We start from the raw sequence: 18042 nt of genomic DNA, 5'->3' as shown, positions 1-18042 counted from the left end.
AATAAGAATTTTAAATCGGGGAGTTAATTTTTAATCATTACTTAATGCAAGCTTTACTTTTTTCATAAAAATGGCTCATCTACATTTTTAGTTGAAGAGTTGAGACTTTTGAAGTTTCCTTTTAAGAAAGTACTGGTTTTCAAATATCTTATGTCTTCAAGAATAAACTTCAAAAGTCTTTTATCACTAAGGTCTTCGATGAATCATAAACAAAAATCTTATAGAGCCTACACATTATAGTATAATCGTTTTTTTATATGAAAATATTATACTTAAATTACGAATTCCCTCCTGTAGGAGGTGGAGCTAGCCCTGTGAGTTATGAAATTGCTAGGAGGTATGTTGCCATAGGACATGAAGTGAGAGTAGTGACTATGTCTTTTGGTGATTTGCCCACTTATGAGGTAAAAGAAGGAATACATATCTATCGAGTAAAGTGTTTGCGAACTAAACCAAACATCTGTTATCCTTATGAACAGGGCAGTTATTTACTGAGCGCAATGACTTTTCTAAAGCAGCATCTGAAGCATTATTCATACGATATTTGCCACTGTCATTTTTTGATTCCGACAGGTATTTTAGCTTATTGGGTGAAAAAAAACTTTCATGTTCCGTATGTCATCACCATACATGGAAGTGATGTACCTGGATACAATCCTGATAGGTTTCAGTTTTTACACCGCTTGACCCCTCCTTTGCTCAGAAGAATTATCAAACATTCGGAAAAGATTATCTCGCCTTCTATTTACTTAAAAAAATTGCTTTTGCAGCGTGTAGGTGATTTTGAAGATAAAATTGTCTTTATCCCCAATGGAATTGACCCCAATGTTTATTTACCAATGTCCAAAAAACCCATAATTTTTTCAAGTGGGCGGTTATTGGCCCGCAAGGGCTTTCAGTACCTAATTCAGTCGGTAGGAAAAGAGGATATGGGGTTTGAAGTACATATTGCAGGTGACGGGCCAATGATGCCAACATTGGTACAACTGGCAAAGAAGTCTAAAACCAAAATTGTGCTTCATGGATGGTTGGACAATACCTCAGAAAAATACAAATATCTTCTGGGACAGGCATCTATTTTCGCACTCGTTTCGGCAAAAGAAAATGCCAGTATTTCTTTATTAGAAGCCATGTCAGCGGCTTGTGTTGTCATTACTTCTGATGTATCGGGGTGTCCCGAAACAGTTGGAGATGCAGGTGTAAAAATTGCTCCTGAAGACCCTGAATTATTGCAGCAAGTATTGAAGAATTTGATTAATAATCCTATTGAAATTGAAAAGCTGAGTAATTTGGCTCGACATAGAATTATACACGATTACAGTTGGACAAACCTCACCAAAAAATATGAAGAACTATTGTTCAACACATGAAATCAACATTTGAAAAAGATACACTCTACACAGTACTCGTCAAAATACCCAGCGCAATAAGTGTTTTGATATACATGGTGTTATTGACTCGATTACTTGGGCCTGAAGGAAATGGCGTTTATACTTTCATCATTACAAATATCAACATAGCGGTAATGCTGCTGGGTTTTGGTTCGAGATCCAGCACTACTTTTTTTACTGTCAATCAACAAATTCCTATCGCCAAAATATTGGGGATACTCTTTTTTCTAATAGTAGGAGCAATCGGCATAATGGCTTTGTTTCTTTTACTAACTTACTTCAATGTAGGGTTATTTCAATCTATGTTTTTGCCTTCCTCTTATACTGCTACCTTTTTTTTGGTATTCATTTTCTTCGTTTTCTCATTCCAGTACCTAACCAAAATATATCAGAGCATATTTGCAGGCTATATCAACTTCAAGTATCTGAATATTTACGAACTCATCAGTAGTGCTGTGAAAATAATTTTCATTACAATACCATATTTTTATTGCCATCAATTTGATTATCATTGCAGTATAACCACGATTTTTTCATGGGTAGTTTTGATTGAATTTGTGAATGTAGCTATATTCTCTTTATTGCTGCTTCAAAAAATCCCCATTGAAATCAATTTTTCTATTTCTATTCGAGAAGAATTAATTCCTTTTTTTAGATACGGAACCAAGCAGTATGTATATTCACTAGCTGAGTACACAAATAAGCGTTTAGATGTATGGTTGATTGAATTTTATCAAGGAACGACCTCCTTGGGGCTGTATGCTTTGGCCACACAATCCACCAATTTTATGTTGGATTTCACCATATCTATTCGAAGCGTACTATTTCCCTATCTGACCAAAATGAATAGAGAAAACGGAGGACTTCTATTTTGCACTATTTTTAGAGGATTCGTTATGTTTTATACCCTATTTGTTATTGGTGTATGGTTTAGTGCAGATGTGATTGTTCCTTTTGTATTTGGAAAAGCTTTTGTAGCCTCTGTTTTTCCAATGAAACTGCTGTCTATTGGAATATTATTTGGCAGCCTTCGCAACATTTTACACATTTACAACAACGCATATAATCGCCAAAGGCACAGTATTGTAGGAACTTATATTGGCTTGACTGCAACAGTATTCTTAGGGTTTTGGTTCATTCCTATATATGGTATTGTTGGTGCCGCCTATGTATCTATTACTGCCTATGGTTTGACGGCGTTGTATATGTTGCTTTCCGTACTGCCTCATTTGAAACGGCCTTTGTACTTGCTTTTTGTACCGCAAAAAACAGATTGGCTGTGGATAAAAGAGCAGTATGTGAAATTTAAGTCGAGGTAGTTTTCTAAAAAATTGAAGGAGGATATGACAACAGCTGTACTTTTCTCGTTGCTTTTGTTTGTGCTTTTGCACAAACCCCTACATGATTTGATTTTGGGCTATTCCACTCAAAAATTGGATTGGCTGCACAACGAGGAAGATATTTTTGGAAGTCGCATAAGCAGCCAATTGGAGGAATTAGACCAGAAATGGGGAAGTCGGTGGTTGGTGCCTTGTGGATTTGTGTTATTGAGTTGTCTTTGTTATCCTTACCTCAATTGGCAACTATTGGATTCAGGTACGTGTATTCGCCCTTTTGTTTTATCATTGATGGGGATTTTAGTGTGGAAATACGTCTTGACAGATATTGACTTGGTTACAAGAAAAACGCTTTGTAAAGAGCGAATTTTGTTGATATTCAGTACGATAGGGGTATATTTTTTTCCTGCAATGATGGTCGTGTTTCTATTTACTTCCATCAACTACTTCAAAGGGTGGCTGCACCACAACCATTTGCCCATTCGTATGCTGCAATGTGTGCTTACGTTCCTAATTGTGTTGGGAGGTATGGGATTTGTGGCAGAAATTGGAGATTTTGGATGGACTATCACGCCTTCTGAATCGACTGTAACTTGTTTGGTCTTACTTTTTGCAGTATATGCTACTCATTATTGGATACCTGCTGCCAAAAAGGTCAAGATTTCCACTTGGAAATATCCGTGGGTTTTTCACAACCGCTTGCATTTCATCGTTGCTTCAGCTTATACATGGGGTTGGTTGCAGTTTTTGCCTGAGCAAAAAGTGTTGAAATTGTTGAAGTATTTGAAAAAAATAAATGTGCCCTTGCAGTTAGCGACTTTGTTTTTTGAAGCAAGCACCCTATTTTTACTATTGCATCCTTATGTGGCAAGTGTGGTCATCGTTGGAATCGGGATGATGCACGTTTTTATATTTTTAAGCACAGGTATTTTATTTTGGGAATACATCTTTACGAATCTATTACTTTTGTCTTGGATTCATGTTGCAGGTGCTGAACTCATTGCAGCTTTGTTTACTTGGCAAAATGAGCTGGTGTTTTTATTGCTTGCTGTGGTTTTGCCATTGACCCATATTCGGCTTTGGCGACCAAATGGATTGGGCTGGTGGGATGCTCCATTTGCAGGTCGGATACATTGGGAAGTGGTGGGCGAAAGTGGGAAAGTCTATGGTCTGTACAATGATTTTTTGGATCCACATGAGCGATTGTTTGGTAGAATCTATGCTTGGTTTTTGACGGATAGAAAAATACCTTATGGGCATTTGGGGGAAGTGAATCAAGTAGAATTGCGGAATAGAATTGTAGATTCAAAAGGTAATAAAGCGACTTTGCAGCAAATTGAAGTTACTTTTGGCAAAAGTCACAAAGATATAGATAAAGAAAAGTGGCACGACATATACCTTCAAAAGTTCTTCCAAAACTTCAATAAGGGCTGCAAAAAACATATTTTACCCAAAGGATGGCGTTTCCTAAAACCACTTGGAGGACAATATTATTATTGGGGTAAGGAGGAAGCTTTTAGAGGGCAAGAGAAGGTCAGACAAGTCAACATTTTTTTTCGATCTTCTTTTTATGATGGTGAACAATTCTTAGAGATATCGAATGAATGGCTCAAAACCATAGACATAAAAGATGATTTTTAATAGCATGGAAAATAAAATAGATTTTATTGGTATTGGAACTGCTAAGTCGGCTTCTACAACGATTGCTCGATTTTTAGAAGCACATCCTCAGATTTGTCTTTCTATTCCACAAAAAGTATTGTACTTCAACACTTTTCATGCTTTTTGGGTTTCTGAAAAGAAAAATTGGCGTGTAGATAAACCAATGTCGTGGTATTTCAATCACTTCAAACACTGTCCAATAGACAGTGTGAAAGGAGAGTATTCGTCTATTTATTTTAGTGACCCTGATGCACCTGAGAGAATTTTTAATACTTTTCCAAAGGTAAAGTTGATTGTCTGTTTTCGCAATCCTGTTGATAGGGCTTACTCTTACTATCAAATGACTAAAAACTATCATGCGGAAGAAAAAAGAACTTTTTTAGAGGCTGTTCAGCAAGAAAAAGAATACATAGAACGTGGGTTGTACTTCAAGTACTTGAGTAAATATCTTCAGTATTTTGACAAAAGTCAAATTTGTGTTTTAACTTTTGAAGAAGTAAAAAATACGCCAGCAAAGGCTGTCCGAAAACTGTATCGTTTTTTGGGTGTAGATGAGAATTTTTTGCCCGAGGATATTCATTTGAAAGCAAATAGCTCTAAACAAACAAAATCTAAACTAATCAATAGATTTGAATTTCATATTGTTCGCACTATCTCTGCTTTTGGAGGAAGCCCAATTATTCAATGGCTTAAAAAAAACAATTTCCATGAGTGGTTTCATAAATTATATCTGAAACCTGACCATTATGCTCCTTTGAAAGAAGAGGATAGAATATGGTTAAAACAATTATTTTTGGAGGATATTGAGCAGTTGGAGGAGTTCTTGAAAATGGATTTATCTCACTGGAAGTAATATTTAAAAATATAAATTTATGAATATGTCTGATGCTTCAAAAAAACAAGTAATTGCTATTGGTATAGAATCTGCTGATATGTATCTCATTGAGAAATGGTGTGAAGAAGGGAAATTACCCACTCTTCAAAAATTGAAGGAAAAAGGCACTTGGCGAAAATTGATTTCCACGGGAGATGTAGCAAGTGCTAGTTCTTGGCCTACCCTTCACACAGGTACAAGTCCTGCAAAACATGGAATTTCTCGTTCTCACCGTCACCTCAAAACAGGCACTTACGAAATTCACAAACAGTATGCAAATGCAGTTCATGAAGAACCTTGTTGGATACCACTAAGTCGGTCGGGTAAAAGATGTGCCATTATTGACGTGCCTAAATCAATGCCAGAAGAAGGCTTCAATGGAATACATTTTGTCAATTGGGGGGACGAACATCAAACATGGAAACAGTCTTCTTGGCCCATTGATTTTACAAAAGAAGTCATCGAAAAATTTGGTCGCCATCCATTAGAAAACTGGTATATGGTGAGGCCTCAAACACAAAAGGAGTATAGCGACTTATTGGAAAATCTATTGAAGGGAATTCATGCTAGAAATGCGATGGCAAAATATGTTTTGGAAAAAGAAAGATGGGATTTGTTTCTCATTTCTTATTCAGAGTTGCATTGGGTAGGACATTTATATTGGCATTTGATGGATGAGACACATCCTGATTATGATGTTGCATTGGCGAAAGTGTTTGGGGATGCCATATTACAATGTTATCAGGCTATTGATAAAGGAATTGAAGCAATGTTGCCAGAAGATCTGGAAAATACTACGGTGATGGTTTTCTCCAATATTGGTATGGGCCCCAATTATAGCGGACGACATTTGGTAGGGGAAGTACTCAAAAAATTGGGTATGGCTGGGAATGTAAGTTCTAAACAAAAAAAAGGAGTTTTGAGCTGGCTACCTGCCAAAAAATGGGGGGAATTGGCATTGGAAAGAGCAGAATTGGTTATACCTATTTCGCTTATCAAAACGGTCAAAAAATTTATTCCTGAAAAATTGTGGGACACTTGGACTCGTAAGTTTCTGTATGGAGGCAATAACTGGAAGGACAGTCTTGCCTTTAGTTTACCAAGTGATTATAGTGGTGCCATTAGAATAAACTTGGTGGGGCGAGAGCCGAATGGAAAAATAAAAGAAGGGAAAGGGTATGATGAAATTTGTGCTAAGATTAAGTCTGCTTTTGAAGCCTTGATTAATCCTGCTACTGGAAAGAAAGCAGTAGCAGAAGTAATCATAGTTCGTGATGAACACAAGGGAAAATATGTGAATGAACTTCCTGACATTGTCATCACTTGGTCACAAGATGCGCCTATTAAAGCTCTAAGTAGTCCTCAAATTGGTACTGTTTCTGGTGTTTTAATAGACAAGCATACAGGAGGGCATCAGCCTTATGGTTTTTTGATATTGGCAGGAAGTAATATTTCTACAATTGGAACGCTAGAGGAAGCACACATTATGGATATTGCACCAACGATTTTGGGCCTTTTGGGAGAAAATATTCCTCAAAATATGGATGGGAAATTACTGCCTGAACTTAAGGGCTTGGAGGTTTATTGAACATCGAAATTGTAGATAGAATTTTGTCTGCACGAATTTGCCAATCATATTTTTGAACTGATAGAAGATTGTTTGCACGCATTTGATTGCAGAAGATCTCATTTTGCAGTAAAAAATCAAGCTTTTCAGCTAAACTGCGAGGGTTTTCTGCTTCAAAAAAAAGGCAATGCTCTTTTTCTGTCAATATTTCTCGAAGAGAAGGCAAATCGGAGGCTACAATAGGCAAGCCTACCGCCATATACTCAAATACTTTTAGAGGAGAAGTGTAGTATTGGCTAATGACTGCTTTGGTATTGGGTATTACTGCAATGGTCGCTGCTCTAACCAAGGGAATCAATTTGTTTTGTGTGACAAACCCTTCAACTGCTACTAAATGTGCTACTTTTTCTGTTTCACAAAGTGCATTTATAGCGTTTACTTTTTGTGGACTCCCTCCAATCAGCAATACGCAAAAATCCGTAGATTGAATAAATTTTATTGCTTTGACCAACACTTCTACCCCCTTCCATTCTAAAAAAGACCCCGTGTAGATAATCACCTTCTTATTTGCCGCAAAAGGGTATTTTTCTTTCAAGAGAATTGCATCATTGGGTTTTGAAGTTTGAAAACGTTTAATATCAACGCCATCAGATGCTACTTCAATTCTTTGATTGTCAATGTTAAATAATTGAATTAAATCTACTTGAATACCTTTTGAAATAGGAAAAAATAAATGAGGAATTTTTAGAGCTTTTTGTTCTTGCTCAATATTTACCTTGGAGGAAGAAAGGTGGTAAATTTTATGAGGTTCATAATAAATCTGATTTTTGGGGCGCAAAAAAGGAGGGAGCAAACTTAAAAAATACAAAAATGAGAAATCTCGCGTGTAAATAATGGATTTGGGGTGGAGTCGGACGAATAAAATAGCTCCTAAGCAGTAAATCGCACGGGTGAATCGTTCCAAGAACTTCCAATCTTGAATGAGTTTGATAGGAATTCTTATCTGATTGAAGTTTTTGTAAAGATGAAAATCACTTAATCTACTATTGATTTGATGTTGGCTTGCCCAAGCTGATAGGAAAGTAATTTCCGTTGATTTGGCAAATGTATGAAGCATATTGAAAATCTGGGGAACATCCCCAGTCTTAGCAGCCAAATCATTGAAATAGACGTATATAATATGCATTTTATCCAAAATATTTCAATATAAAAGATTGAAGGCTATTGAATTTCTCTTTTGGTACATTCTTATTTTCTACTCCCTGAAAACCATCTCTAAACTGTTTACTTGTGTCACGATTTCCTCCAATCACATGGTACTGTCTTTGACGAATATGAGTTGAAAAGTTATCATAGTTTATATTCAAAAAAATACCTATGCGAGATAGCGTTTTTTGCGGTATTGCACAGATCTCCTCATACGAAACGGAAACATTTGGCACTTGATTTATCGCCAAAAATTTGCTAATTAAGTAATGCTTTATTTTATAAGTAAATATTCCTCTCCAAAAACCGAGTAACCGATTGCGTTTCATAAAAGAAACAATATTGGAGTTAACCTCTCTTTTCAAGTAAATGACTTTGAGTTCTATTCCTTGACATTGCAGTAAATAAGCCAAACGCCAGATACTATTAGAAGTATCTACCAAATAATTGATTTGTGAATTAAATGACTGTATATCATCATGTATTGCTTTTAGAAATGTCAAATCTGGTGTGTCTGTAAGTTGTTTTACACCCTCTTTTTTCTTCAATAAAATGTTCGATATCATCCTTATTTTTGCAAAAACACTTGGTTTGTCAAAAGTTTGGTAGTTACCATCATAATATTTCCCCCAAAGAGAACAAACTAAAGGCGCATCACCGCAGGTGCATGTTCGGCTAATCTGCCTGCGTGAAAAAGTTTTTAATTGTCCTAAATTCTCAACCTCTTTCCCCGATCCTAACAGAAAGCCAAGTAGTGTCGAACCACTAAAACTCATACCTATGATATAAATCAATTTTATTGGTTTATCATTAGACATTTTATTATAATTATTTACTTGAATTACCGACAATAATAGACTTCGACCTTTGTGTCATCCACCTCATGACCATGATAAACGCCACAGTTTTGCACAATATAATTTATTAAATTAGGCGGCAAATGGTAACCTTTGTGGGTTGCCCAAGTAACCCATGCCCCCTCTTCAAATTGCTCCAAATCTCTTTTGAATTGATTGATACTGTATTGTTTGTTGTTAGACATGTCTATTTTTTTTATACTCTTTCCCATGCCTTCCATGTACATATCAATAAAATACAATGAAATGATGCCTTCCTTATTTGGTTGGATATTTTGTTGAATAGAAACATAGGCTTGGGAAGAGAATTGGGTTTCGGGATAGTTGTAGTACACCCAATCGAATTTATCTGCGAAATGTAGTATGCTCAACAATGCAATAAAAGTTGGAATAATGATTTTTTGCCATGGTGTAGTAAACAGTTGATTTATTTTCATCAATATGCCAACAATTAGCATATACGCAAAAGGAAGAATGTGAATGGTATACCGAAAATGAGTATCATACACAATCATATAGACAAATATAGTGAATGATGTGCCAAATAATAAGTAAATAGCTAATATTCGGGTTTTGATTTTGGCAAACCCAACCAACATACATCCAAGTAATAAGACTACAATAGAAAAGGGGGTAGGAAATAGAAAAGCCAATAAATTGGCTATGTAATAAGGTTGGTAAGTACTAAAAAAAGTAAAAAATCTTCCCAGTATGCTGAATAAGACGGTGTAATTTATGTTTAAAATGATAATTCCCATTGCTATTGCTCCAATAAGAAAGGGCCACCAGAGCCTGACCTGTTTTTTTATTATTAACAAATACATTACTAAAAGAGAAAGGGGAGGGAGTAATACCAATGAGAGGACATGTATTTTAAGGCTTAAGTAAAATGTTATTAAGGTCAGAATCATCAAGCCCCAATCGTAGTTAATGTATTTTTTTACCCAATCATTTCTATACAATGATAAAGGATAGGTTTTTTTTGTAGTAATCGCTTGGTAGGCCAAATAATATAAGAGGACAAAAATGGGAACCAAAACAGCATACATCCTAACACGTCGAAAATAAACAACAAAATAGGGTTGTAGAATACATACAAAAGTGACCAAAAAGGCAGTCCATCTGTTTTGGAAAAAAAAGTTGGTTACTCCATAAATCACCAAAATAAACAGAATTCCAAATATAGCAGATACCAAACGTGTACTCCATTCAGACAATCCCAGTACCTTGATGCTTTGTGCCACCATCCATGTATGAGGCCACGCCCGACCGTACCACTCTGTTCCTGCTTGATCCATCCAAAAATCCCATTTGATATAAGATCCCGTTTCCAAATAGCCTTTGGCTGTTTCTACAACCAATGGTTCATCAGGAAGCCAATCGTAGTAAGACAAATCGTAGAGATAAACCGTACTTCCTAATAGGCAAAGACCTATCAAAGCAAGTTTAGATGCCAATGGTTCTGCTTGCCATTTTTGAACAAGAAAACCAAGAATGGGAATGCCTGCAATGAGGGGATATTGTTTTTGAAATTTTTGCCGTGCTATTTTTTCATTTTTGCGAAGACTTTGCCAATTTTGTTTCTCCAGTTCTTGGAGGCGTTTTTGAGAAAACCAAATAAACAAAGCACCTGAAATACCTGCCCCAACACCCCAAAAGATATTTGTATTCTTGGTAAATGATTGGTAGAAGCCAAAATGGTTGAAAACCATCAATACAGATTGGATAACCAAGAAACTCAAAAAGCAATAGCCTGACAATAGGCGTTTGTTGAGAGAAAGTGTTGTATGTTTTTTACGATTCATGCAATGTTTTTGAAGTGCGAATGATTAAAGCAATGATTGAAAATTAATCCTTCTCATTTTTGTTTTGTTTGCAATAAAAGACTTCAATCATTGAATTGTCCACTCCATAACCGTGATATTTTACACAGTTTTTGTTAATGTATCTGATTACTTCGGGTCTAAGGTGCCAGCTTTTATGGGTAGCCCAAGTGACCCAATTGGCATCAAATATAGACAAATCCTCTTTGAGCCATTGAAGGGAATATTTTCTGCCTTTAGGTATGTTTAGGTCTGTAATTTTATGCCCCCATCCTATCATATACTCTCTCTGAATAAACATACCTATGAGACCTTCTTTTTCTGGTTGTATGTTGTTCAAAATGGTGGGATAGGCTCTTGTAAAAAACTGTGCTTCAGGATAAATGCGGTAAATCCAGTTGTAGTTATTTATAAAATGGCCCGTACTTAATATTAATATAATAAAAGGCAGAATCAATCTCAATGATTTGGGAGTCAATAAACGGTTGATTTTAAACAAAATGCCAATCACCAACATACTTGCAAATGGCATAATGTGCATAACATACCTAAATCCACTGTTGTCAGAATAATCAATGGAATAAGTGTATAAAAGCATGACAATCACAACAAGCATATAGATGAAAACCAGTCTTGCATTGTATTTTGAAATCCAAATCCAAATGAACCCGATAGACAGTATGCTGAGGGATAATGCTGTTTGAAGAAGAGGGAGATACAAATAATTTGTAAAAGGAGGTTTATATACGCCGAAAAAAGTAAATGTATCTATATGGTTTGCTATTGTTCTAAAGACAGGAAATATGGCAATCATGCATGGAACGACTATTGCTCCTACCAACAAAATAGGTATCAACCTCTTTTGTTTTTTGAATATAGATAGATAAAGTAGAAACAAGCCCAATGGAAGTAAAATAATGGCACTGAGTATCTGCACGACCAATGCAGCATAGAGTAGGAATAATGTAGCCACTACCAAACTCCAGTCATAATTGAAGTACTGTCTAACCCAATGGTATTTTTCGTAGATATATGTGCTATATACTTTTTTATTGGTTAGGCTTCGATAAGATAAATAAACCAACAAGGTAAAGGTAGGCATTAAAAGTGCATACATACGAGTACGTCTAAAATAAACAATCAGATAGGGATTCAGAATACATACAAAGGTTACGAGAAGAGCGGCAAGACGATTTCGCAAAAAGAAGTTGGATACACCATATATAATCGGAACAAAAACCAACCCTAAAAATACGGATACGATTCGTGCAGACCATTCTGAATAACCAAAAAAGCGGAAACTCTGAGCCACCATCCATGTATGTATCCAAGCTCTATCATAGTGTTTTGTTCCCATTTCCTCTGTCCAAAAATCCCATCTAGTGTAAGTACCCGTGTTCAAATATCCTTTGGCGGTTGCTGTTACCAAAGTCTCATCTGGCAACCAATCGTAATAACTCAAATCATAGAGGTAAATGCCACTTGCCAATATACCCAATCCTATCAAAGCTAGCTTGTATAAAAATGGTTCTGATTGCCATTTTTTATACAAAAAACCTAACACAGGTATGCGATTCAGTATTGGATATTTTTTTGAGAAACGTTTGTTTTGGGTTTGGGTTCTCTTTTGCTGAATTTGCCAAATCCGATCTTCTATCTTCAACAAACGTACTCGATTCAACCAAATATACAAACCCCCAATAATCCCTGTAACAGTAGCCCAAAAAATGCTTTGATAACCAATCAAACCCTTTTTTACGCCCAATTGATTCAATAATATTGAGATAGATTGGACAACTAAAAAAAATAGGAAAAAATAGCCAAACCATTTTGAGTGGAAATGAGTTTGACTTGTTTCTTTTTGACGATTCATAGTATATTTTTGATTTCCAAGAAAGCAACACGAAAAGGATTGACTTTTCTGCTCAAAATAAAAGCTTTTTGGGAAAAGTTCTACAAAAGTAGTCGGAATCCATTAAACAAAAGTTATTCTTTGGAGGAAGTAGGTTTCATGATGAAAATTGAAGTGTATCATCTTTACTCAGTTAAATTACTCCAAAATATTCTTACATTTACTTTTGAAAAAACAAGGAAGCCGTTTTAATCCATTATAAAACACCTCATTTTTTTATGTTAGAAGCGACAGAGGAAAAAATAAAGTACAATATTTTACTCACTCAAAAAACTGGCAATCTTACATTCCTTGCCACATTGTTTTCTCAATTACTTCAACTGAGTTTAATTTGGTATTTAGTATATGCACTTCACATTGAAGCAGATATGTGGTTGGAGCGGTTTCTTCCGCTTGTAGTGATTTTTTTTGGTATTCACAGCCTAACGCCTATCAAGTACAAACCCATTGTTTTTCTATGTAGTTTTGTTTGCACTTTGTTTTTGTTTCTCAGCTTTCAGGATGCTACCATATTGCTATTAACGGGCTTGGGAATTTTTGGTATGTGCCATTTACCCATAAAATTGTCTATTCGCAAATTATTGGTTTTAGGAATAGGGGTGTTTTTCGCACTTGGCAGATTGGGTTATTTATGGACTCCTTTTACTTCACACGGATTGACGGTTTTCGCAGCCATTTTTATGTTTCGCACGATTGTATATTTGTACGAATTGAAGTATGAAAAAGAATCTGCCTCGATTTGGCACAGGCTGAATTACTTTTTTCTGCTGCCCAATATTGTATTTCCTCTATTTCCAATTGTGGACTACAAAACCTACCTCAGTAGTTATTACGATAAACCCGCAGCCTTTATCTACCAACGAGGCATCAATTTGATTTTGTGGAGTGTGATTTGTTTATTGATTTACCGTTGGTTGTACTATTTTGCAGTGCCAGATATGACTACAATTGAAGGTGTATGGGGAGTGGGGCAATACATCGTTGCAACTTATTTGACGGTAATTCGATTGGTGGGAATTTTGTCGTTGTCCGTTGGCGTATTGCGTTTGTTTGGCTACAATCTGCCCGACATATTCAATTATATGTTTTTGGCAAGTAGTTTTTCGGACTTATTTCGGCGCATCAATATATACTGGAAGACTTTCTTGATGAAGATATGCTACTATCCTGTTTACTTCAAATTGCGTAAAATCACTCCTGTGTATGCACTTACTTTATCTGCATTGATTACATTTTTCTTTACTTGGTTTTTTCATATCTATCAGTGGGCGTGGATATTGGGTAGCAATCCCATACGCCCTACAAGCATTCTTTACTGGGGTATATTTGGCACTTTGGCAACGGTGAGTATGTTGATGGAAACAAAAAAGGCAAAGGTTTCGAAAACCTTCTCTGCTGCTTTGATTCATGCGGCAAAGGTAGTTGGGGTATTCACAACGATAGCAGTGTTGTATTCGATGTGGACGCAAGCTACATTGTCAGAATGGTGGTCAATTATTCAAATTGCCTTTTACGATGAGTGGATAAATTGGGTAAAAATTTTGGGTATTGTTGGTGTAGCTATTGCCTTTGTTGGCTTGGGTTTCTATTTACACGGCAATTATCTTCAACAACAGACTTGGAAAGAGGGTAAAACAACAACCAGCTATTTTTCTTTGGGTATTCTCTATATTGTATTTGTGTTTTTTGCAATGAACAGCAAGAATGAAAATTCTACTTTATTTGTAAAAGGAAAAACTTTAAATAACAACGATAAGAAAACAAGCTACGAAGGCTATTATGAAGACATCCTTAAAGTAGATATATCTTCTCAGCTATGGGACGATGAGATTGATAGCTATTTAGGAATGAAGGAATGGAGTGAATTTTCAGGTGTTAAAGAAGCCCTATTTTTTTGGAATAAGGTTACTTTTTCAAAAAAAGCAAATACACAGCCCTTCCTAAAAGGGATGGATAAGATGGATTTTATTAAAGATAGAAATGACGTGCTTGAATATAAGTTATTACCCAATCAAACTAGTACATTTAGAGGGAAACGTTTTTCGACCAATAAATGGGGCTTCCGAGATGTGGACTATGATAAAATAACGCCTCCATATACTATACGTATTGCACTTTTAGGTGGCTCACCTACTATTGGATGTGGTGTACACGATGAGGAGGTTTTTGACAACCTTACCGAAGCAAAACTTAATGAAAAATTCGGAAGTGATTCACTTCGATTTGAAATCCTGAATTTTGCACAAGGTACTGGAACACAAACTTTTCAATTGGTGCATTTGCTCACAGAAGATGTACAGCAATTTAAACCCGATTATGCTATTTTGGTAGAACATTTTGCAGATACACACAAGACCATCAATAAAATTAAAAAAATGCTTCAAGATGATGTTCCGCTCTATCCTGCATTAACAGAGTTGTTGGAGTCAGAAGGAATAGGTTTAAATACATTGATTACTCCGAATCAAGTAAAAGAAAAAGAACAGATTATCATGAAATGGGCAATAGTTCATTTTGCAAAAACTTGTAAAGAGCTTGATATACAACCCATTTTATTGCATTATCCTATGTTAGAAGGTGAAAATCTTTTTGAACAAACTTTGCCTATTATAAAAAATACAGATTACGATTTGATTGATATGTATGATGTCTTTAATGGATATGCAAAACAACTTCTACAAGTGTCGCCCCATGATGGTCATCCCAACGCAAAAGCACATAAAATATTGGGGAATAGGCTTTATGAAGAATTAATTCGCTATTTAAAGCTTGAATAGCGAATTATTAATGTGTAATATGTATGTTTTTAATGTAATGAAACGAGTTTTATATGGCAATAGAAGTACAAATAGACAACATTACTTTAAACAATCGAAAAACTGGCAATCTTACATTCCTTGCCACATTGTTTTCTCAATTACTTCAACTGAGTTTGATTTGGTATTTGGTGTATGCGCTTCACATTGAAGCGGATATGTGGTTGGAGCGATTTCTTCCCCTTGTAGTGGTTTTTTTTGGCATTCACAGTCTAACACCTATCAATTACAAACCCATTGTTTTTCTGAGTAGTTTTGTTTGCACTTTGTTTTTGTTTCTCAGCTTTCAGGATGCTACCATACTGCTATTAACGGGACTGGGAATTTTTGGTATGTGCCATGTACACATATCCTTATCTATTCGCAAACTGTTGGTCTTGGGGGTAGGCATTTTTTTTGCACTGGGTAGATTGGGCTACGTATGGACTCCTTTTAGTTCACATGGCTTGACTGTATTTGCAGCCATTTTTATGTTTCGCACGATTGTGTATTTGTACGAATTGAAGTATGAAAAAGAATCTGCCTTGATTTGGCACAGGTTGAATTACTTTTTTCTGTTGCCCAATATTGTATTTCCTCTATTTCCAATTGTGGACTACAAAACCTATCTAAGTAGTTATTACGATAAACCAGCGACCTTTATCTACCAACGAGGCATCAATTTGATTTTATGGGGTGTGATTTGTTTATTGATTTACCGTTGGTTGTACTATTTTGCAGTGCCAGATGTAGCTGCAATTGAAGGCGTATGGGGAGTTGGGCAATACATCATTGCGACCTATTTGACGGTCATTCGATTGGTGGGAATTTTGTCTTTATCAGTTGGCGTGTTGCGCTTGTTTGGCTACAATCTGCCCGACATCTTCAATTATATGTTTTTGGCGAGCAGTTTTTCAGATTTGTTTCGGCGCATCAATATCTATTGGAAGACCTTTTTGATGAAAATCTGTTACTATCCTGTTTACTTCAAATTGCGTAAAATTACGCCTAAATATGCCCTTTTATTGTCTGCCCTTATTACGTTTTTCTTTACATGGTTTTTTCATATTTATCAGTGGGCTTGGATATTGGGTAGCAATCCCATACGTCCTACGAGTATTCTTTATTGGGGTATATTTGGTATTTTGGCAACAGTCAGTATGTTGATGGAAACAAAAAAGACAAAGGTTTCGAGAACCTTCTCTGCTGCGCTGCTCCATGCTGCAAAGGTAGTTGGGGTATTCACAACGATAGCAATATTGTATTCGATGTGGACGCAAGCTACATTGTCAGAATGGTGGGCTATTATTCAAATTGCCTTTTACGATGAATGGATAGATTGGCTTTGGGGAGTTGCTTTTTTTGTAGGAGTAATTTTATTGGTAGCAGTAGGTTTTTATATTTACCGAAATTATGGTGAATATTTAGAGTGGAAGGAAGAAAAGCCGTGGTTCAATTACTGTTCATTAGGAATATTGTACCTTGTTTTTTTATTTTTTGTGAAAGACAGTACAAACCCTCAAATGGTGGCATTTGAAGTAGGGGAAAAATTGAACAAAAACGATGCAACCCAAGAATACGAAGGTTACTATGAAGATATTTTGAAGGTAGATATTTCCTCTCAATTGTGGGACGATCAAATCAGTCTTTCATTACGCAATGCTGACTGGAGCGAATTCTTTTTATTTCGAATGTTGATGGGGTTGTGGGATGAGACAACTGAAACCTATTCTGAAGAAACGTCTGAAATAAAATTGGGAACTTTGGATAAAAAGGATTTTAGCAAAACCACGAATGATGTGCTGGAATACGATTGGTTGCCCAATCAAAAAAGCACTTTTCGAGGAAAGCGTTTTTCTACGAATCAATGGGGTTTTCGGGATCAGGATTATGAAAAAGAATCTGCTCCCAATACCATAAGGATTGCGCTTTTAGGAGGGTCTCCTACACTTGGGGCAGGAATACACGATGACGAAGTATTTGAAGCAATAACAGAAAGAAAGCTCAATGAAAGCTTTGGGAATGATTCACTGCGTTTTGAAATTCTTAATTTTTCGCAAGGTGTTGGAATACAAACATTTCAGCTTGCTTATTTATTAAAGGAGCAAGTGTTGGCTTTTCAGCCTGATTATGTGATATTGGTGGATCACTTTTCTAGTAAAAATGTACTCATTAGGAAAATACAAAGTTTGTATAGAAAAGGAATTGTTTTTTATCCTGAAATGGAAGCATTCTTGGAAGCAGAGGATATAAATGAGCATACTTTGATTACACCAAAACAGATGAGAGAAAAGGAAGCATTACTGAGAGAATGGAGTATGTATTATTTTTCCAGTGTCTGTAAAATGTCAGATTTACAACCTATTCTGATGTATTACCCTTCTTTGATTGATAAAAAAAGTACATATACATTGTATAAACCTATGTTAGAGGATGCGGGTTATGATTTGATAGATATGAAGGATGTATTCAATCAGTATTCAGTTGAAGAATTAAAAATATCAAAATACGATAAGCACCCTAATGCCAAAGCACATAGGCTAATTGCAGAGAGATTTTATGGAGAGTTAGTGAAGTATCTGAACCTAAAATAAAAAACACTACAAACGTGTAGATTG

At 35.8% G+C, this 18042-nt stretch carries 11 protein-coding genes; 7 read left to right on the top strand and 4 right to left on the bottom strand.

Annotation, left to right across the window (positions count from 1 at the left end):
• Nucleotides 1–257: 257 nt before the first annotated feature.
• From R3E32_18310 to R3E32_18290, 5 genes are read left to right on the top strand one after another with little or no spacing between them, the layout of a single operon-like run.
• The gene (locus R3E32_18310) at nucleotides 258–1370 is read left to right on the top strand and encodes a glycosyltransferase family 4 protein (GenBank protein ID MEZ4886688.1); all 1113 of its coding nucleotides are present in this window, start codon (nucleotides 258–260) and stop codon (nucleotides 1368–1370) included.
• Nucleotides 1367–2710 carry an oligosaccharide flippase family protein gene (locus tag R3E32_18305; GenBank protein ID MEZ4886687.1) on the top strand — a complete coding sequence of 448 codons (1344 nt, stop codon included), beginning with the start codon at nucleotides 1367–1369 and terminating at the stop codon, nucleotides 2708–2710. The genes R3E32_18310 and R3E32_18305 overlap by 4 nt, the downstream gene beginning before the upstream one ends.
• Before the next feature lie 24 nt (nucleotides 2711–2734).
• On the top strand, nucleotides 2735–4369 hold the full coding sequence (locus tag R3E32_18300) for a hypothetical protein (GenBank protein ID MEZ4886686.1): 1635 nt from the start codon (nucleotides 2735–2737) through the stop codon (nucleotides 4367–4369).
• A 4-nt stretch (nucleotides 4370–4373) separates the two neighbouring features.
• Nucleotides 4374–5243: a sulfotransferase domain-containing protein gene (locus R3E32_18295; protein ID MEZ4886685.1), complete on the top strand. Its 870-nt coding sequence runs from the start codon at nucleotides 4374–4376 to the stop codon at nucleotides 5241–5243.
• A 19-nt stretch (nucleotides 5244–5262) separates the two neighbouring features.
• Nucleotides 5263–6852, top strand: coding sequence for an alkaline phosphatase family protein (locus tag R3E32_18290; GenBank protein MEZ4886684.1), 1590 nt, complete (start codon nucleotides 5263–5265; stop codon nucleotides 6850–6852).
• Here the strand turns inward: R3E32_18290 and R3E32_18285 are convergent.
• From R3E32_18285 to R3E32_18270, 4 genes are read right to left on the bottom strand one after another with little or no spacing between them, the layout of a single operon-like run.
• Nucleotides 6830–8017, bottom strand: coding sequence for a glycosyltransferase family 4 protein (locus tag R3E32_18285; GenBank protein ID MEZ4886683.1), 1188 nt, complete (start codon nucleotides 8015–8017; stop codon nucleotides 6830–6832). The two genes, R3E32_18290 and R3E32_18285, sit on opposite strands and share 23 nt — an antisense overlap.
• A 1-nt stretch (nucleotide 8018) precedes the next feature.
• Nucleotides 8019–8855: a hypothetical protein gene (locus tag R3E32_18280; GenBank protein ID MEZ4886682.1), complete on the bottom strand. Its 837-nt coding sequence runs from the start codon at nucleotides 8853–8855 to the stop codon at nucleotides 8019–8021.
• A 23-nt stretch (nucleotides 8856–8878) separates the two neighbouring features.
• Entirely contained in the window at nucleotides 8879–10699 is a 1821-nt protein-coding gene (locus R3E32_18275; protein MEZ4886681.1) for a glycosyltransferase family 39 protein, read from the bottom strand.
• A gap of 43 nt (nucleotides 10700–10742) precedes the next feature.
• Complete coding sequence (locus tag R3E32_18270; GenBank protein MEZ4886680.1) at nucleotides 10743–12590, bottom strand: hypothetical protein; 1848 nt, start codon at nucleotides 12588–12590, stop codon at nucleotides 10743–10745.
• Between the two features lie 257 nt (nucleotides 12591–12847).
• Here R3E32_18270 and R3E32_18265 point away from each other — a divergent pair, with 257 nt between their 5' ends.
• Both R3E32_18265 and R3E32_18260 read left to right on the top strand, forming a co-directional pair.
• Nucleotides 12848–15406, top strand: coding sequence for a hypothetical protein (locus R3E32_18265; protein MEZ4886679.1), 2559 nt, complete (start codon nucleotides 12848–12850; stop codon nucleotides 15404–15406).
• Between the two features lie 53 nt (nucleotides 15407–15459).
• Nucleotides 15460–18018, top strand: coding sequence for a hypothetical protein (locus R3E32_18260; GenBank protein MEZ4886678.1), 2559 nt, complete (start codon nucleotides 15460–15462; stop codon nucleotides 18016–18018).
• Nucleotides 18019–18042: the final 24 nt, after the last annotated feature.

This window comes from Chitinophagales bacterium, assembly GCA_041392475.1.
Taxonomy (GTDB): domain Bacteria; phylum Bacteroidota; class Bacteroidia; order Chitinophagales; family UBA2359; genus JAUHXA01.
Note: the sequence above shows the minus strand (reverse complement) of the source record. Positions and strands in the feature narration are given on the sequence as shown.

Coding starts and splice junctions, on each gene's coding strand:
- R3E32_18310 (MEZ4886688.1), top strand. CDS start 258: ATGAAAATATTATACTTAAATTACGAATTCCCTCCTGTAGGAGGTGGA.
- R3E32_18305 (MEZ4886687.1), top strand. CDS start 1,367: ATGAAATCAACATTTGAAAAAGATACACTCTACACAGTACTCGTCAAA.
- R3E32_18300 (MEZ4886686.1), top strand. CDS start 2,735: ATGACAACAGCTGTACTTTTCTCGTTGCTTTTGTTTGTGCTTTTGCAC.
- R3E32_18295 (MEZ4886685.1), top strand. CDS start 4,374: ATGGAAAATAAAATAGATTTTATTGGTATTGGAACTGCTAAGTCGGCT.
- R3E32_18290 (MEZ4886684.1), top strand. CDS start 5,263: ATGAATATGTCTGATGCTTCAAAAAAACAAGTAATTGCTATTGGTATA.
- R3E32_18285 (MEZ4886683.1), bottom strand. CDS start 8,017: ATGCATATTATATACGTCTATTTCAATGATTTGGCTGCTAAGACTGGG.
- R3E32_18280 (MEZ4886682.1), bottom strand. CDS start 8,855: ATGTCTAATGATAAACCAATAAAATTGATTTATATCATAGGTATGAGT.
- R3E32_18275 (MEZ4886681.1), bottom strand. CDS start 10,699: ATGAATCGTAAAAAACATACAACACTTTCTCTCAACAAACGCCTATTG.
- R3E32_18270 (MEZ4886680.1), bottom strand. CDS start 12,590: ATGAATCGTCAAAAAGAAACAAGTCAAACTCATTTCCACTCAAAATGG.
- R3E32_18265 (MEZ4886679.1), top strand. CDS start 12,848: ATGTTAGAAGCGACAGAGGAAAAAATAAAGTACAATATTTTACTCACT.
- R3E32_18260 (MEZ4886678.1), top strand. CDS start 15,460: ATGGCAATAGAAGTACAAATAGACAACATTACTTTAAACAATCGAAAA.